Origin of the sequence: Tardiphaga sp. OK246 (genome assembly GCF_900188215.1) — a bacterium.
GTDB lineage: Bacteria > Pseudomonadota > Alphaproteobacteria > Rhizobiales > Xanthobacteraceae > Tardiphaga > Tardiphaga robiniae.
Map to the genome: position 1 here is coordinate 761,295 of NZ_FZOX01000002.1, position 17,248 is coordinate 778,542.

Consider the following 17,248-nt stretch of genomic DNA (forward strand, 5'->3'; position numbering starts at 1 on the left):
ACAATGCCGAGATTTGCCAACAAGCGCCGCGTGCGCCACAGTGCCTCCCAGATGTTCGATCTGGTTGCCGATGTCGAGCGCTATCCGGAATTCGTGCCGTTGTGCAAGTCGTTGAAGATTCGCCAGCGCACGCCGCAGGAGAATGGCACCGAGGTCATCGTTGCCGACATGACTGTGTCGTTCAAGCTGGTGCAGGAATCCTTCACCAGCCGCGTGACGCTGGATCGGCCGAACCTGAAGATCATGGTCGAATATCTGCGCGGCCCATTCAGCAATCTCGAAAATCGCTGGACCTTTGAGCCGAAGGCCGAAGGTCAGGAATGCGACGTCGGCTTCTTCATTGCCTATGAGTTCAAGAGCCGCATGCTGGCGATGCTGATGGGAACGATGTTCGACGCGGCATTCCAGCGCTTTGCCGTAGCCTTCGAGAAGCGCGCGGATGAAGTCTATCGTGTGCCGCGCGTCACGGGCGTTCCGTCTACTTCTTAGTCGTCGGCTTTTTTAGCGGCGCGGTCGGCCTGCGTCGTTTGACGGCGGTCCGTCGCGGCGACCTTGCCACCCTTGGCCGAGCGAGACTGGCGGCTTCGCGCTTCTTGGCTGGCGGCTGCGGGCCACGTGCCAATTCCATCAGCATCCGCAGAGCTTCAAGCACGGAACGCTGACGCACCGCGCTGCGGCCAATGGCGCCGAAACGGCATTCCTTGTTGACGATGCGACCGTCACGCGACGCAACGGCAAAATGCACGAGGCCGACCGGCTTGCCCGGCGTTGCGCCTCCGGGGCCAGCGATTCCGGTGATCGAGACCGCGAGATCGACATCCGCTTCTTCGAGCGCGCCGACCGCCATCTGGATCGCCGTCTCCTTGCTGACCGCACCGAAACTGTCGAGCGTCGCCGTCTTGACGCTGAGCATCGCGTGTTTGGCGGCATTGGAATAGGTGACGAAGCCGCGATCGATCACATCGGACGAGCCGGGAATTTCGGTCAGTGCGCCAGCGACGAGGCCGCCGGTGCAGGACTCAGCGGTCGCGATCGTCAGCTTGCGGCTGCGGCAGAGATCGAGCAGCGCGCGGGAGAGGGCTCGTGCGTCGCTCGCTGCCATGTCAGTCCATCCAGGGAAGGCGAATGGTAGCAGCCGCAGTCGCGGCGATACCTTCTTCACGGCCGGTGAAGCCGAGACGTTCGCTGGTGGTCGCCTTCACCGCGACGCGTGACAATGCCACACCGGAGATCTCGCTGATCTTCTCGCGCATCGCATCGCGCAGCGGACCGATTTTGGGCCGCTCGCAGATCAGCGTCACTTCGAGATTGGCGATACGGCCGCCACGTGCGGTGACGCGGTCCACGGCGTATTTCAAGAATTTGTCGGACGCAGCGCCCTTCCATTTGTCATCACTCGGCGGGAAGTGCGAACCAATATCGCCATCGGCAAGCGCGCCCAGGATCGCATCGACCAGTGCATGCAGACCGACGTCGCCATCCGAGTGAGCAAGGAAGCCGCGCGTATGCGGCACACGGACGCCGCAGATCATCAGGTGATCGCCGTCGCCGAAGGCGTGCACGTCATAGCCCGTGCCCATGCGGATATCGCCGAGCGAGGCGGCGAGACGCGCTTCTTCGCGAATGAAATCTTCGGGAGTCGTGAGCTTCATATTTGCAAGATCGCCTTCAAAGGTTGCCACGGTCAATCCCGCCCATTCGGCGAGCGCGGCATCGTCGGTGAAATCATCGCGGCCTTCCTTTGCAGCACGACGATGCGCTTCAAGGATGACATCAAAACGAAATGCCTGTGGCGTTTGCGCGCTGCGCAAGCGTGCACGGTCCGGCGTCGCTTCCACGTGTCCGGCCTCGTTGACCTGTTTGATCGTATCGGTAACGGCGACACCGGGCACGGCAGCGCCAGTGATCTGTGCCGCGGCAATCGCGCGCTCGATCAAAGCAGGGGTTACGAACGGGCGGGCTGCATCGTGAATCAGCACGATGTCCGGCGCGTGATCTGCCAGTGCTTCGAGTCCAGCATGCACCGACGCCTGACGCGTCGCACCGCCATTGGCAGGAACATGATACCTCAAATCGCTGACCGCCTCGTTGAACACAGCGATATCGTCAGGATTGGTGATCGGCTGGACCGCAAAGACCTGGGGATGGTTGCAAAACGGCTCCATAGCCCGCGAAATAACGCTGCGGCCTCCGATCATGCGATATTGCTTCGGCCCACCGGCGCCGGCGCGGAGGCCGCGGCCGGCGGCAACGATAATGGCGGCTGTCTTCAAACCGGCAGGATTAGGTGATTTTGTCATCAGGGTCAGGTGATTAAGGGGTAAGCGGTGATCGCACAGCCCTTAGCACGGCCGCGCGCAAAAACAGTATGATTACATTCTCGTGGCTGCATAAGAGTGCATTGCTGCACTGCACTTGCAAAATGAGCGCATCTGTCTAATGTGTAGGCATGACGGTTGACTGCACAACAAATGTGCGCATTATGCGCCCTATGCCCGCAATGCAGCGGACGAGACAACGACGAGCAGGTCTGTGACCACCCCGGACTCAGTATACAGCAAGCCGTTACAAATCGGTGGCATCGAGATCGCCAACCGGGTCGTTCTGGCGCCGATGTCGGGCATCACCGATGCGCCGTTTCGCAGGCTGACCGCCGAACTCGGGGCCGGCCTCGTCGTGTCAGAAATGACCGCCAGCGACGATCTCGTCAATGGTCGTCCCATGTCGGTATTGCGCTGCGAAGCGACCGGGATCGGGCCCCATGTGGTCCAGCTGGCCGGCTGTGAGACCCACTGGATGGCCGAGGGGGCCCGTGTGGCCGAAGCCGCCGGCGCCGACATCATCGATATCAATATGGGCTGCCCGGCGCGGCATGTGACCGGCGGCCAGTCGGGCTCCGCGCTGATGCGCGACCTCGACCACGCATTGAAGCTGATCGAGGCGACCATCGCTGCCGTGAAAGTACCCGTGACTCTCAAGATGCGTCTGGGCTGGGACGATCGCATGCTGAACGCGCCTGAGCTTGCGCAGCGCGCAGAACAGGCGGGCGTGCAGCTCATCACCGTCCACGGCCGCACGCGATGCCAGTTCTACAAGGGCGAAGCTGACTGGAGCGCCGTGCGCCCGGTGAAGGACGCGGTGAGCATCCCAGTGATCGTCAATGGTGACATCACCTCCTACGACAAGGCGGTGAGCGCGCTGAAGATGTCCGGAGCCGATGCCGTGATGATGGGGCGGGGCGCGCAGGGTATGCCGTGGCTGCCCGGCCAGATCGGCCGACGTCTTGAAACCGGCATCGCGGAAGCCGTGCCGTCGCTGCAGCAGCAGCTCGCTTATATCTGCGCCCTCTACGACGATGTAGTCCGTCACTACGGCCTGCGCATCGGCTTGCGCCACGCGCGCAAACATCTCGGCTGGGCGCTCGATGCGGCCGCGGCTACGAGCTGCGCGCCGACCGAGACCCTGAAGACCTGGCGACAGAAGATCCTTACATCCGAAGATCCCTCCGGTGTGCAGCGGTCTCTGAATGACGCTTTCGATGATTTCGCATGGAGTGCTGCCGCATGAACGCCGCAGAGCACCGTCGCCCTGTCCCGACCGACAGTGAGGCCATTCTCAACGCACTACCTAATCCGGTGATTCTGATCGCGCCCGATGGCAAGATTGTCGACGCCAATATGGCTGCGGAATCCTTCTTCGAGATTTCTACGCAGTTCCTGCGCAGGCAGTCTCTGAAAGAACTGGTGCCATTCGGCAGTCCGCTGCTGGCGCTGATCGATCAGGTTCGCGCCGCCGGTTCGCCGGTGAACGAATACAAGGTGGATCTGGGCACACCGCGCATCGGCGGCGATCGTCAGGTCGATCTGCACGTCGCGCCGCTCACCGAGCGTCCGGGCCATATTGTGGTGATGCTGCAGGAGCGCACCATCGCCGACAAGATGGATCGACAGCTCACCCATCGCAGCGCGGCCCGATCCGTGATCGCGCTGGCGGCCATGCTGGCGCATGAAATCAAGAACCCGTTGTCGGGCATTCGCGGAGCCGCTCAGCTACTTGAGCAGTCGGCATCGTCGGAAGACCGCATGCTGACACGCCTGATCATGGACGAAGCCGATCGCATCGTGACGCTGGTCGATCGCATGGAAGTGTTCGGCGACGACCGCCCGGTGGCGCGTGGCCCGGTCAACATTCACTCCGTCCTCGATCACGTGAAGCGCCTCGCGCAGTCCGGCTTCGCCCGCAACATCCGCTTCATCGAGGATTACGACCCCTCGCTGCCGCCGGTGCTCGCCAATCAGGACCAGCTCATCCAGGTGTTCCTGAATCTGGTGAAGAACGCTGCCGAAGCCATCGTCGATCTCGGCTCCGATGGTGAAATCCAGCTCACCACCGCGTTCCGGCCGGGCGTCCGCCTGTCAGTGCCGGGCAAGAAATCGCGCGTCTCGCTGCCACTGGAGTTTTGCGTCAAGGACAACGGCCCTGGCGTTCCCGAAGATCTTCTGCCCAACCTGTTCGATCCCTTCGTCACCACCAAGCCCACCGGGAGCGGCCTGGGTCTTGCATTGGTTGCGAAGATTGTCGGCGATCACGGTGGGATCATCGAATGTGAATCGCAGCCACGAAAGACGACTTTTCGCGTGCTGTTGCCGATGTTCAACCCCGCCAAGAAATTGGACGACAAGACCCTTGATCCGAGCAGCGCCGATGCCCCCGCGGCACCGACGCACACCTCACAGACGTAAGACGAGGACTAACGATGGCTGCAGGTAGCATTCTGGTTGCGGACGATGATACGGCGATCCGCACCGTCCTCAATCAGGCGCTATCGCGCGCCGGATATGAGGTTCGCCTGACCGGGAACGCAGCCACCTTGTGGCGCTGGGTCAGCCAGGGCGAGGGCGACCTTGTGATCACCGACGTGGTGATGCCCGACGAGAACGCGTTCGATCTGCTGCCGCGTATCAAGAAGATGCGCCCCAATCTGCCGGTTATCGTGATGAGCGCGCAGAACACCTTCATGACCGCGATCCGCGCGTCGGAACGCGGCGCCTATGAGTATCTCCCGAAGCCGTTCGATCTGAAGGAGTTGATCGCGATCGTCGGTCGCGCGCTGTCCGAGCCGAAGGAGCGTGTCGCAAGCCACGCCGATGACGGCGAGTTCGACTCGATCCCGCTGGTCGGCCGTTCGCCGGCGATGCAGGAAATCTACCGCGTCCTCGCCCGCCTGATGCAGACCGATCTGACGGTGATGATCTCCGGCGAGTCCGGCACCGGCAAGGAACTGGTGGCCCGCGCGCTGCACGACTACGGCAAGCGCCGCAATGGCCCGTTCGTTGCGGTCAACATGGCGGCGATCCCGCGCGATCTCATCGAGTCCGAATTGTTCGGCCACGAGCGCGGTGCGTTCACCGGCGCCAATGCCCGCGCCACCGGCCGTTTCGAGCAGGCTGAAGGGGGCACGCTGTTCCTGGACGAAATCGGCGACATGCCGATGGAAGCCCAGACCCGTTTGCTGCGCGTGTTGCAGCAGGGCGAATACACGACGGTTGGCGGCCGCACGCCGATCAAGACCGACGTGCGGATCGTCGCCGCCTCCAACAAGGATCTGCGTATCCTGATCCAGCAGGGCCTGTTCCGCGAGGATCTGTTCTTCCGCCTCAACGTCGTGCCACTGCGCCTGCCGCCGCTGCGTGAGCGCATCGAGGATCTGCCCGACCTAATCCGGCATTTCTTCGCCCTTGCCGAGAAGGACGGCCTGCCGCCGAAGAAGCTCGACGCCTTGGCGCTCGAGCGCATGAAGCAGCATCGCTGGCCGGGCAACGTTCGCGAACTGGAAAACCTCGCACGCCGCCTCGCGGCGCTGTATCCGCAGGACGTCATCACCGGTTCGGTGATCGATGGCGAATTGGCGCCGCCCGCTGTGGCCTCGGGTGGTAGCGCGCCGACCGGCGTGGATAATCTCGGTGGGGCAGTCGAGGTCTATCTGTCCTCGCACTTCTCCGGCTTTCCGAACGGCGTGCCGCCGCCGGGCCTCTATCACCGCATTCTCCGCGAGATCGAGGTACCGCTGCTGACCGCAGCACTGGCCGCGACCCGAGGCAACCAGATCCGCGCTGCGGATCTGCTCGGCCTTAACCGCAACACCCTGCGGAAGAAGATTCGCGATCTCGATATCCAAGTCTATCGAACCGGCGGCTGATCCCGGCAACGAGATCGAGCAATTCCAGGGTTTGAGACGCAAAAACAAACGAAAACGCAGGGTATGCGTTTTCGTTGGCTGGTCTGCGCCGTGGATTTGTCGTAATTGGGCAACATTGTTGTATGATTGCATCAGTGCGGTCCGGGCTGTCTCCGGCAGCCGCACGGCGTCCACGCTCACCACATTGTCGGAATGACCAGCGCAGACACGTCGGCTACAGCCTATGAACCGTCGATGGCGGAGCCGCGCAGGTGGACCCTGCGGCGGCTGTTCGTGCCATTGGCTGTCGGCCTGGCACTGCTGTCGTCATGCCTGACCTTCCTCGTCCTGAACGGCCTCACGCCGATCGCGCCGACCCATCAGGTCGTCGTTACCTTCCTGCTGATCAATGCCGCCAGCGTCCTCCTGCTGGTCCTGATCATTGCGCGGGAGATCTGGAAGGTTGTCCAGGCGCGTCGCAGGGGCAGGGCGGCGGCCCGGCTGCATGTGCAGATCGTCAGCCTGTTCTCGGTGATCGCTGTGCTGCCGGCGGTACTCGTTTCGATCGTCGCCAATGTGACCCTCGACCGCGGCCTCGATCGGCTGTTCTCCGGCCCAACCAAGGCGGTCATCAACAATTCGCTCGTGATTGCCAGCGCCTATCTGCACGAGCACGGCCAATTGATTGGCGGTGATATCCTCGGCATGGCCGACGATCTCGCGCGCATCCAACCGCTTTTCTATCAGGACCGCGGCACGTTTCGATCGTTGATGCTGGCAAATGCAACCGCGCGCAATCTGCCGGGCGCCATGTTGATCGACAAGGATCGCAACGTCATCGAACCCGACCAACCCGGCATCAAACAGGAATTCTCACCGCCGCCGGCAGACTTCCTCGTCAATGTCAGCGCGTCCGAGCCGGCCATCGCTGTAATCCCCGAGGGAAATTACGTCGCCGCCGTGATCCGGTTGCGGGCGTTCGACAATATGTTCCTCTATGTCGCCCGCAAGCTCGATCCGCGCGTGGTCGCGCAGATGAACCAGAGCCAGGCTGGCGCAGCCGAATATGCCGAACTGGAATCGCGCAGGCTCGGCATTCAGGTCGCCTTCGCGCTGATGTTCACCGTGATCGCACTGACGGTGCTGATGTCCGCCGTGCTGATCGGCCTGAATTTCGCCAACTGGCTGGTGGCGCCGATCCGCCGCCTGATGGGCGCAGCGAATATGGTCTCGACCGGTGATCTTCATGTCCAGGTACCGGTGATCCAGTCCGAGGGCGATCTCGCTCATCTCGGCGAGACTTTCAACAAGATGACGCAGGAGCTGCGCACCCAGCGTGACGAACTGGTCAGCGCCAGCGACGTCATCGACAGTCGCCGCCGTTTCATCGAGGCCGTGTTGTCATCGGCCAGCGCCGGCATCATCGGTGTCGATGGCTCGAACATGATCGGCATTCTCAACCGCTCGGCCGAGAAACTGGTCGGACATTCGGAGTCCGAGACGCTGGGCCACCCGCTGCACGAGATCATTCCGGAGCTCGACGAATTGATGCAGACCGCACGCGAGGGATCGCAGCGGCTGGTGCAGGGACAGGTGACGATCACCCGCGACGGGCAGGAGCGCAATCTGTCGGTGCGCGTCAGCGCCGAACAGACCAGCCAGTCGCGCGACAGCTACATCATCACCCTCGACGACATCACCGAACTCGTCTCGGCACAGCGCACCTCGGCCTGGGCCGACGTGGCGCGCCGCATCGCGCATGAGATCAAGAATCCTCTCACGCCGATCCAGCTCTCCGCCGAGCGCATCAAGCGCAAGTTCGGCAAGGTGATCGTCGATGACAAGGCGATCTTCGAACAATGCACCGACACCATCGTCCGGCAGGTCGACGATATCCGGCGCATGGTCGACGAATTTTCGCGCTTTGCGCGCATGCCCAAGCCCGTGATCGAGGGTGAGGATGTCGCCGACACTGTGCGTCAGGCGGTATTCCTGATGCGGGTCGGTCACCCCGACCTCGACATCTCCGCCGAGATCAAGGAAGAGCCGATGCGCGCGCGGTTCGACCGCCGGCTGATCTCTCAGGCGCTCACCAATATCATCAAGAATGCGACAGAGGCGATCGAGGCCGTGCCGCCAGAAGAACTCGGCAAAGGTCGTATTGATGTCACAGCGTCGCGCGAGAACGACATGATCTTGATCGACGTGATCGACAACGGCATCGGTCTGCCGACCGTCAACAGGTCGCGTTTGCTCGAACCCTATGTAACGACCCGCGAGAAGGGCACTGGCCTCGGCCTCGCGATCGTCGGCAAGGTGCTCGAGGATCATGGTGGAGGCATCGAACTTGGCGACGCATCGAGTGTTCGTCCAGGACAGCGCGGTGCCTGGATGCGGCTGCGGTTTTCTATCTCTGGTCAGAAGGCTGACGCGGACAAGAGTGAACCGGAAGCCCCGCCTGATGACGAACCGAAGATCAAAACTGCTACCGGCAACTGACAAGAATAAACGTGACCAGGATATTTTGACCCATGGCAAATGACATTCTGATCGTCGACGATGAAGCCGATATTCGCGATCTTGTTGCGGGCATTCTGGACGATGAGGGCTTCACCACCCGCACCGCACGAGACAGCGATTCCGCGCTCGCGGAAATCGCCAATCGCCGCCCCAACATGGTGTTTCTCGACATCTGGCTGCAGGGCAGCAAGCTCGACGGCCTGCAACTGCTCGAGCAGGTCAAACGCGACAATCCCGAATTGCCTGTGGTGATGATCTCAGGCCACGGCAATATCGAAACCGCTGTCGCGGCAATCAAGCGCGGCGCCTACGACTTCATCGAAAAGCCATTCAAGGCTGACCGGCTGATCCTTGTCGCGACGCGCGCGCTGGAAACCTCGCGGCTGAAACGCGAAGTCAAGGAACTGAAGCAACTCGCGCCGGTCGCCAATTCGTTGACGGGGCGCTCGGCCGCCATGAACCAGCTACGCCAGACCATCGATCGCGCCGCCAAGGCCAATAGCCGCATTCTCATCGTCGGCCCGTCGGGCGCCGGCAAGGAGCTCGCCGCACGCACGCTGCACACGGCCTCTGCTCGCTCCACGGGGCCGTTCGTTGTCATCAATGCTGCAGCGATTACGCCGGAGCGCATGGAAGTCGAACTGTTCGGCATCGAACAGTCCAATGGCGAACAGGCGCGCAAGGCTGGCGCTCTGGAAGAAGCCCATGGCGGCACGCTGTTCATCGACGAGATCGGCGATCTGCCGCGCGAGACCCAGAACAAGATCCTGCGCGTGCTGGTCGATCAGACTTTCATGCGGGCAGGGGGAACCACCAAGGTCAATGTCGACGTCCGCATCATTTCGTCGACCGCGCGCAATCTCGAAGAGGAAATCGCCGAAGGTCGTTTCCGTGAGGATCTCTATCATCGCCTCTCGGTGGTGCCGATCCGCGTGCCGCCGCTGTCTGAGCACCGCGAGGATATTCCGGAGCTCATCGAATATTTCATGGAGCAGATCTCCATCGCGACGGGCCTGCCGAAGCGGCAGATCGGCGAGGACGCCATGGCTGTCCTGCAGTCGCATGTCTGGCCGGGCAATATCCGTCAGCTTCGCAACAACGTCGAACGCGTCATGATCCTGGCCGGCGGCGGACCGGAAGTGATCATCACCGCCGACATGCTGCCGCAGGACGTCGGTTCGATGGTGCCGTCGATGCCCACCAGCAACAATGGCGAGCACATCATGGGCCTGCCGCTGCGCGAAGCCCGCGAAGTGTTCGAACGCGATTATCTGATTGCGCAGATCAGCCGTTTTTCGGGTAATATCTCGCGCACCGCTGAATTCGTCGGCATGGAGCGCTCCGCCTTGCACCGCAAGCTCAAGGCGCTCGGCGTCGGCTAAATCACTCACCTCACCTCAAGCTTTCAACTCAAGCCTCGGAACGAACATGTCGCGCATCGCCTATGTGAATGGTCAATACGTCAATCTGCGCGATGCCGCCGTGAACGTCGAGGACCGCGGTTATCAGTTCGCCGATGGCATTTACGAGGTCTGCGAGATCATCGGCGGCAAGATGGTCGACTTTCCCCGCCATATCGCGCGCATGCAGAGATCATTGCGAGAGCTGCGCATCGCCGAGGCCATGCCGCTGACATCGCTCAAGGTGGTGATGCAGGAAGTCATTCGCCGCAACCGCATCAATTACGGCATCGTCTATCTGCAGATCAGCCGCGGCGTCGCCCATCGCGATCACGGATTTCCGTCGCCGGACGTGAAGCCCAGCGTGGTCGTAACGGCGAAATCGCTCAACTTCGCCAAGAACCAGGCGACTGCTGCCAAGGGCGTGAAGGTCATCACCACGGCGGAGAATCGCTGGCCGCGCGTCGACATCAAGACCGTTGGCCTGCTGCCCAATGTGCTGGCGCGACAGGAAGCCCGCGACAAGGGCGCCTATGAAGCCTGGTATGTCGACGCCGACGGTTTCGTCACCGAAGGCGCGTCGTGCAACGCCTGGATCGTCACCAAGGACGGCAAGGTGGTGACGCGCACGGCCGCGTCAGGCATTCTCGCAGGCATCACCCGCGCCGTGCTGATCGAGGTCCTGGCCTCGATGCAGCTCAAGCTGGAAGAGCGGAACTTCACACCGGCAGAGGCTTATGACGCCGCAGAAGCCTTCGTCTCGTCGGCGAGTCAGATCGTGATGCCGGTCATCAATATCGATGGCAAACCGATCGGTGACGGCAAGCCTGGTGGTATCGCGACGCGCCTGAGGCAGGAATTCCATAAATTCGCAGCGATTTCATAAAATTTGCCGCGCTTTTAGGCACCAATTCCGCGTTCCGGCTTGCCTAAAAAGCGCGCCTGCCGTCTAATCACGTCGTCGCGCTCCCGGAGGGGGATCTCAGGGGAAAGTGCGGCAGCTTGGTAAGGCCCCGGAGAGGGCTGCGCCGGGTTCAAAAAAAGCAACAAAACAGACTGCGGGATTAAAAAAAATGGCGGCAGACCGCGCACAAAATCTACAGGACACCTTCCTCAACCACGTACGCAAGACCAAGACTCCGCTCACGATCTTTCTGGTGAACGGCGTCAAATTGCAGGGCATTGTCACCTGGTTCGACAATTTCTGTCTTTTGCTCCGACGCGACGGACACTCGCAGCTGGTGTATAAGCATGCGATCTCGACCATCATGCCGGGCGCACCGATTCAGCTTTTTGAGGGTGGCGAGGATCCGGCTTGAGCGAACTCCTGAGAGACGCTTGATTGGAATTTCGTAGCTTCGAAGGCAATGCTGCCGACCGACCTTCGGCCAGCAGCGAATCGACCGGCCGCGTTCTCGTGGTCGGTCCTTACCTGCGCGAACGGCGGGGCGACGCCGACGCGCAAGCCTATTCTCATGTCCGCGATACGGAAGCCCGGCTCGAAGAGGCGGTCGGTCTCGCACGCGCCATCGACCTCACCGTGGTCGAGGCCGTCGCCGCGCCGCTGAGCCAGATCCGCCCCGCCACCTATCTCGGCAAGGGCAAGGTCGAGGAGATCGCCGGCCTGATCGCGGCGAACGAGATCGGCATCGTGGTGATGGATTGCGCGCTGTCGCCGATCCAGCAGCGCAATCTCGAAAAGGAACTGAAGGCCAAGGTGCTCGACCGCACCGGCCTTATCCTTGAGATTTTCGGCCGCCGCGCCAAGACCAAGGAAGGCACGCTGCAGGTCGAGCTCGCGCATCTCAACTATCAGCGCAGCCGTCTCGTCCGCTCATGGACCCATCTGGAGCGCCAGCGCGGCGGCTTTGGCTTTATGGGCGGCCCCGGCGAAACCCAGATCGAGGCGGATCGCCGCATGATCGGCGACCGCATCGCGCGGCTCGAAGCCGATCTGAAGAAGGTCCAGGCGACGCGGCGCCTGCATCGCGCCGGCCGCCAGCGCGTGCCGTATCGCGTTGTTGCGCTGGTCGGTTACACCAATGCCGGCAAGTCCACGCTGTTCAACCGGCTGACGCGCGCCGACGTGCAGGCCGAGGACATGTTGTTCGCGACCCTCGATCCGACGCTGCGCGCGCTGACGCTGCCGCATGGCGGCAAGGCCATGCTGTCGGACACGGTGGGCTTCATCTCCAACCTGCCGACCCAGCTCGTAGCCGCGTTTCGCGCGACGCTGGAAGAGGTACTAGAAGCCGACATCATTCTCCATGTCCGCGACATCTCGCATGAGGATGCGGAAGCGCAGCAAAGCGACGTCGACAACGTGCTGCGCAAGCTCGGCATCGATACGGATGCAACAGCGCGCATTCTCGAAGTCTGGAACAAGATCGATCGTTTCCCTCCGGAGGAGCGCGAGAACCTCGCCAATATCGCGGCGCGGCGGCCGCTGGACAAGCCGTGCTTCATGGTCTCAGCCGAAACCGGCGAGGGCATCGACGATCTGCTCGCTGCCATCGAAACACGGCTCGCCGCCAGCCGCATCACGCTGGATCTGTCGATCGACGCTGCGGACGGTGCTGGCGTGAGCTGGCTGCATCGCAATGCGGAAGTACTGGTGAAAGAACTGCACGACGGCCATTTCGACATGGTGGTGCGTGTCGATGAGACCAAACGCGATATCGTCATGAGTCGGTTCAGTGCAGTGCTGCATCCGGTCGCGGATCTGAGTGCCTGACGAAACTCCGTTGTTGTTCAGGTTGCAGCTTTAAACGCCATGAACACTGCCATGCCGGCGATGACAGCGATGAGTGTCATCCGCAAAGCTCTCTGACTCATGTGATTCGCCAGCCGTGATCCAAGACCGGTACCGATCCACAGTCCAATGATCAGACTTGCAATCGTGAGCCACGGCAGCTCTGTGCCCTGCTGCACATAGAGCAGGGCGGCCGGTAAAGTGACGGGCAGTGCTGTGACGGCAAGGCTAAGGGCCTGGGATTGATGCTGGGACACCTTCAGCAGGCCCGTCATCAAGGCGGTGATCGCAAGCCCGCCGCCGATCCCCAGAAATCCCGACGACCAGCCCGCGACCGCGCCGATGGCAACGAGCGCTGACCCGCGTAACGGCACCTCTTTCGCTTCGTCTGCAGTGCCTTCGAGCTTGGGATGTGACGGCCGACAGATGACGATCACTTCGAGAACCAGCAGATAGCCGACAAAAGTCCATTGCAGCGCGCGAGCAGAAACGGTTGTTGCGAGCAAGGCACCAACGCACCCGCCCACTGCAAATCCGATGGCCAGCCAGGCAAGCCAGCGCGGCGGCACCTGATGGCCGCTGCGTTGATAGTTGCGGACGCCAGAAAGACTGGTGGGCACGACCTGCACGACGAGAGAAACGCCCTGGGCGACGTGCTGATCTTTGCCAAGCAGGAGCACCAGCAGCGGGACGAGGATTCCGCCACTGGTAATACCGAGCAAGCCGGACGCCATGCCGCCGACACCGCCCGCCAGAAGACCGCCGAGGACGTCAGTCAGTGTCATCGTCGGTTGTTCCCTAGCGGTTGCGAGTCATTCAATCCGCGATTTCGTTACCCTTCGCCTCGTTCCACAGCGCATCCATCTCTTCGAGCGACGCCTCCTGCAGGGTCCGTCCCTTCGCCGCCAGCGCCTGTTCGATATAGCCAAAACGTCGCTCGAACTTCACGTTGGTGCCGCGTAATGCGAGTTCGGGATCGGCGTCCACATGGCGCGCCAGATTGACCAGCGCGAACATCAGGTCGCCGGTCTCGGCCGCCACCTCGGCGCGGTCGCCGCGATCGAGTGCTGCTTCGATCTCGTCGGCTTCCTCGCGGATTTTCGCCAGCACGGCACGCGGATCATTCCAGTCGAAGCCGACGCTGGAGGCTTTTGTTTGCAGCTCCATGGCCTGGCTCAACGCGGGTTGCCCGGCCTTGACGCTGGCCAGGAACGAGGAGGGCGGCGTGGCCTCAACGCCGCGCCGGGCGGCGCGTTCAGCCTTTTCCTCGGCCTTGATACGCCCCCACGTCCCCTTCACATCCGTCGGTGCGATCTTGCCATCCTTGCCGGGAAACACATGCGGATGCCGGCGGATCATCTTGCGGGTGATTGCCTCCACGACGTCGCCGAACGCGAATGCGTTCTGCTCTTCGGCCATCCGGGCGTGGAACACCACCTGCAGCAGGAGATCGCCGAGTTCGTCGCAGAGGTCGTGGAGATCGTGCCGGGCGATGGCATCGGCGACCTCGTAGGCCTCCTCGATCGTATAGGGCGCGATACTCGCGAAATCCTGCTCCAGATCCCATGGGCACCCCGTCACGGGCGTGCGCAACTGGGCCATGATCTCGATCAGGCCGACGATATCGCGGGAAGGGGTCATGAGGCACCACGGTTCACAGCAGGAGCCTTTGCTATGCCGCAGGACGGCGGCGTGGCCCAGCGGAAATGCCCGGTTTTGCCTGTCTTTCACACAGGGCTGCAGAGTGCTATCTGCAGCCGATGAGCGACACTTTCCCCGATCAAACCGCGCTGGTGCTGTTCTCCGGCGGCCAGGATTCCGCAACCTGTCTGGCCTGGGCGCTGGCGCGCTTCAAGCGCGTCGAGATGCTCGGCTTCGCTTACGGCCAGCGCCACGCCATCGAACTCGACAGCCGCGACAAGCTGCTGGCCGGCGTGAAAGCCTTGAATGCTGATTGGGCCACGAAACTCGGTGACAGCCACACGCTGGACATCCCGACGCTGAGCGACATTTCCGACACCGCGCTGACGCGTGACGTCGCCATCGAGATGGGGGCCGACGGCCTGCCCAATACGTTTGTGCCCGGCCGCAATCTGGTGTTCCTGACATTCGCGGCAGCGCTGGCCTATCGACGCGGCATCACCCACATCATCGGCGGCATGTGCGAGACGGATTACTCCGGCTATCCCGATTGTCGCGACGACACCATCAAGGCGCTGCAGCAGGCGCTCAATCTCGGCATGGCCAAGAATTTCACGCTGCACACGCCGCTGATGTGGCGCGACAAGGCGGCGACCTGGGCGCTGGCGCATGAGCTCGGCGGGCAGGGCCTCGTCGACCTGATCCGCGAACACTCGCACACCTGCTATCTCGGTGAGCGCGGCGCATTACACGACTGGGGCTATGGCTGCGGCAAATGCCCGGCCTGCGAACTACGCGCCAAAGGCTGGCGCGCGTTCGCAGCCACGGCTGTCTAGACGGACAGCGACTCGCGGACCTTGGCCGCTTCAGTAGCGCTGAGGCCCGTCAGCGGCGGACGCACCCGCAGCCAATTGTCATTGTTGTCGCGCTTCGCCAGCAGCACCTTCAGCGAGGGAAGCTGCGCATAGCTGGACACCGCATTGCGCGCCGCGACGATACGCTCCTGCGCAGTCGCAACTTCGGCCGCCTTGGCCGGATCTTTGTAACCATTGAACACCGTGGCGAGCTCGCGGCTCACGAGGTTGGAGGTCGCCGTGATGCAGCCGGCGCCGCCCATCGGCAGCAGCTTCAACATCAGGGGATCGGCGCCGACCAGTACCGAGAAACCCGGGAAGCGGTCGACGATGGCGCTCATATTGGCGAACTCGCCCGCGGAATCCTTAATGCCGACCACGATTTCCGGGAAGCGCTTGCGTAACCGATCGATGACGTCGAGCGAGATCGGCACCGCCGACATCTGCGGGATGTGATAGAGCACGACGCGCAGGCGCGGATCGGCGACGCGCTCGATCACAGCCGTATAGGCATCGACGATGCCATCATCGGACACGCCCTTGTAGTAGAACGGCGGCAGCATCACGACGGCCCCGACGCCACTGGCGACAGCGTGCTTTGTGAGTTCAACCGTTTCCATGATCGACGCAACACCGGTGCCCGGCAGCAGCTTCGACGGCGCGATCCCGGATTTCACCACGGCTTCCAGCAGCGCCATGCGCTCGCGCGATGACAGCGAATTGGCTTCGCCTGTCGTGCCGAGCATGGCGATGCCGGTGCAGCCGTCATCGAGTAGACGCTGGCAGTGGGAGGTGAACAGGCCCTGATCCACCGACAGGTCGGCGTTGAAGGGGGTGGTCGCGGCGCAGTAGACGCCGGTCGGGAAGGGAGCTGTCATCGTTGTGCTCTTTCGGGTGCGTGTTGCAGGAGTTCTTCTAACGAAGCGCTTGTTTTTTTACCTCTCCCCGCAAGCAGGGAGAGGTAAATACGTTACGGCATGATCTGGCCGCCATTCACCTCGATGACCTGACCGGTGATGTAGCTGCTCATGGTCTCGTCGGCGAGGAACTGATAGGCGCCGACGCAATCCTCGGGCGTGCCGATCCGGCCCAGCGGAATGCCCTGGCGGGCGCCTTCGAGCTGCTCCGCGGTCGAATAGCGCTGATGGAACGGCGTCATGATCACGCCCGGTGCCACCGCATTGGCGCGCACGTTGAACGGAGCCAGTTCCTTCGCCAGCACACGCGTGATGGTCGAGACAAAACCCTTGGCCGAACCATAGAGGCCGGCGCCGCCGCTGCCGCCGTTACGGGCTGCGACCGAGGTCGTGTTGATGATCGAGCCTGAACGCTGCGCCTCCATGATCTTCGCGGCCTTGCGGCAGGCAAAGAACACCGAGCCGATGTTGAGATCGACCACGTCGTCATACTGTTCGTCGGTGGCATTGGCGATGGAGGTGCGGCCGAACATGGCGCCGGCATTGTTGATCAGCACGTCGATGCGACCGAGTTTGGCATGAGCCTCGTCGATCACGCGCGCAGCTTCAGCGCGCTCCGACACGTCGCCGCGCACGAGGTCGGCTGTGCCACCACTCGCACGGATATTCGCGACCACTTCCTCGGCGCCTTCCGGATTGCCGTTGTAGTGCACGATCAGCCTGGCACCGAGGGCGCCGAATTTCTTCGCCACGGCAGCGCCGATGCCGGAGCTTGCGCCGATGATCACGATAGCCTTGCCGTTCAGTCCGTTGGTCACGCCTGGTCCTTTCCGATTGAGCGAGCGTTCGACCACGATTTCAGCAGCCTGACAAGTTATCAGCATTTGTGCGATGCAGCACGGTATTTGACCAAGTCATGCAATTTAGTTGTTGTATCTCAATGATATAAGATAATAGCGGTCCATCCGCGCAACATTGACATGTTG

At 62.2% G+C, this 17,248-nt stretch carries 16 protein-coding genes; 10 read left to right on the forward strand and 6 right to left on the reverse strand.

The genetic code is table 11. From position 1 onward, the window contains the following. Nucleotides 1-3: 3 nt before the first annotated feature. Nucleotides 4-489: a type II toxin-antitoxin system RatA family toxin gene (locus CHC01_RS10940; RefSeq protein WP_089264697.1), complete on the forward strand. Its 486-nt coding sequence runs from the start codon at nt 4-6 to the stop codon at nt 487-489. Here CHC01_RS10940 and CHC01_RS10945 read toward each other — a convergent pair. Then, the gene (locus CHC01_RS10945) at nt 479-1,102 is read right to left on the reverse strand and encodes a CinA family protein (protein ID WP_089264302.1); all 624 of its coding nucleotides are present in this window, start codon (nt 1,100-1,102) and stop codon (nt 479-481) included. The genes CHC01_RS10940 and CHC01_RS10945 overlap by 11 nt on opposite strands. A 1-nt stretch (nt 1,103) precedes the next feature. Continuing rightward, nucleotides 1,104-2,300 carry a bifunctional 2-C-methyl-D-erythritol 4-phosphate cytidylyltransferase/2-C-methyl-D-erythritol 2,4-cyclodiphosphate synthase gene (locus tag CHC01_RS10950; protein WP_089264303.1) on the reverse strand — a complete coding sequence of 399 codons (1,197 nt, stop codon included), beginning with the start codon at nt 2,298-2,300 and terminating at the stop codon, nt 1,104-1,106. A gap of 232 nt (nt 2,301-2,532) precedes the next feature. On the opposite strand from CHC01_RS10950, the gene dusB reads away from it, so the two are divergent. The 8 genes from dusB to hflX all read left to right on the forward strand — a co-directional run bounded on the left by dusB (nt 2,533) and on the right by hflX (nt 12,832). Continuing rightward, nucleotides 2,533-3,567 (forward strand): tRNA dihydrouridine synthase DusB, encoded by a 1,035-nt coding sequence (gene dusB / locus CHC01_RS10955; RefSeq protein WP_283805448.1) that lies wholly within the window; start codon nt 2,533-2,535, stop codon nt 3,565-3,567. Continuing rightward, nucleotides 3,564-4,742: a two-component system sensor histidine kinase NtrB gene (locus tag CHC01_RS10960; RefSeq protein ID WP_231080673.1), complete on the forward strand. Its 1,179-nt coding sequence runs from the start codon at nt 3,564-3,566 to the stop codon at nt 4,740-4,742. Before dusB ends, CHC01_RS10960 begins: the two co-directional genes overlap by 4 nt. A 14-nt stretch (nt 4,743-4,756) precedes the next feature. Continuing rightward, complete coding sequence (ntrC, locus tag CHC01_RS10965) at nt 4,757-6,199, forward strand: nitrogen regulation protein NR(I) (RefSeq protein WP_068731842.1); 1,443 nt, start codon at nt 4,757-4,759, stop codon at nt 6,197-6,199. Nucleotides 6,200-6,391: 192 nt separating this feature from the next. Continuing rightward, on the forward strand, nt 6,392-8,677 hold the full coding sequence (locus CHC01_RS10970; protein WP_089264304.1) for a sensor histidine kinase NtrY-like: 2,286 nt from the start codon (nt 6,392-6,394) through the stop codon (nt 8,675-8,677). A 32-nt stretch (nt 8,678-8,709) separates the two neighbouring features. After that, a complete protein-coding gene (gene ntrX, locus CHC01_RS10975; protein ID WP_089264305.1) occupies nt 8,710-10,080 on the forward strand; it encodes a nitrogen assimilation response regulator NtrX in 1,371 nt (456 codons plus the stop codon). Between the two features lie 46 nt (nt 10,081-10,126). Next, nucleotides 10,127-10,984 (forward strand): D-amino-acid transaminase, encoded by an 858-nt coding sequence (locus CHC01_RS10980; RefSeq protein WP_089264306.1) that lies wholly within the window; start codon nt 10,127-10,129, stop codon nt 10,982-10,984. A gap of 187 nt (nt 10,985-11,171) precedes the next feature. Further along, nucleotides 11,172-11,417 carry an RNA chaperone Hfq gene (hfq, locus tag CHC01_RS10985; protein ID WP_068731834.1) on the forward strand — a complete coding sequence of 82 codons (246 nt, stop codon included), beginning with the start codon at nt 11,172-11,174 and terminating at the stop codon, nt 11,415-11,417. A gap of 23 nt (nt 11,418-11,440) precedes the next feature. Next, on the forward strand, nt 11,441-12,832 hold the full coding sequence (hflX, locus tag CHC01_RS10990) for a GTPase HflX (RefSeq protein WP_089264307.1): 1,392 nt from the start codon (nt 11,441-11,443) through the stop codon (nt 12,830-12,832). Between the two features lie 17 nt (nt 12,833-12,849). On the opposite strand, the gene CHC01_RS10995 is transcribed toward hflX, so the two are convergent. Together CHC01_RS10995 and mazG are read right to left on the reverse strand one after the other, a co-directional pair. After that, complete coding sequence (locus CHC01_RS10995) at nt 12,850-13,635, reverse strand: sulfite exporter TauE/SafE family protein (RefSeq protein WP_089264308.1); 786 nt, start codon at nt 13,633-13,635, stop codon at nt 12,850-12,852. A 31-nt stretch (nt 13,636-13,666) separates the two neighbouring features. Further along, nucleotides 13,667-14,491 carry a nucleoside triphosphate pyrophosphohydrolase gene (gene mazG, locus CHC01_RS11000; protein WP_089264309.1) on the reverse strand — a complete coding sequence of 275 codons (825 nt, stop codon included), beginning with the start codon at nt 14,489-14,491 and terminating at the stop codon, nt 13,667-13,669. 119 nt (nt 14,492-14,610) lie between these two features. Between mazG and queC the strand changes: the two genes are divergently transcribed. After that, on the forward strand, nt 14,611-15,327 hold the full coding sequence (queC, locus tag CHC01_RS11005; protein WP_089264310.1) for a 7-cyano-7-deazaguanine synthase QueC: 717 nt from the start codon (nt 14,611-14,613) through the stop codon (nt 15,325-15,327). On the opposite strand, the gene CHC01_RS11010 is transcribed toward queC, so the two are convergent. Both CHC01_RS11010 and CHC01_RS11015 read right to left on the reverse strand, forming a co-directional pair. Next, a complete protein-coding gene (locus CHC01_RS11010; RefSeq protein WP_089264311.1) occupies nt 15,324-16,223 on the reverse strand; it encodes a dihydrodipicolinate synthase family protein in 900 nt (299 codons plus the stop codon). The genes queC and CHC01_RS11010 overlap by 4 nt on opposite strands. Nucleotides 16,224-16,315: 92 nt before the next feature. Next, the gene (locus tag CHC01_RS11015; protein ID WP_093759102.1) at nt 16,316-17,080 is read right to left on the reverse strand and encodes an SDR family NAD(P)-dependent oxidoreductase; all 765 of its coding nucleotides are present in this window, start codon (nt 17,078-17,080) and stop codon (nt 16,316-16,318) included. Nucleotides 17,081-17,248 lie beyond the last annotated feature (168 nt).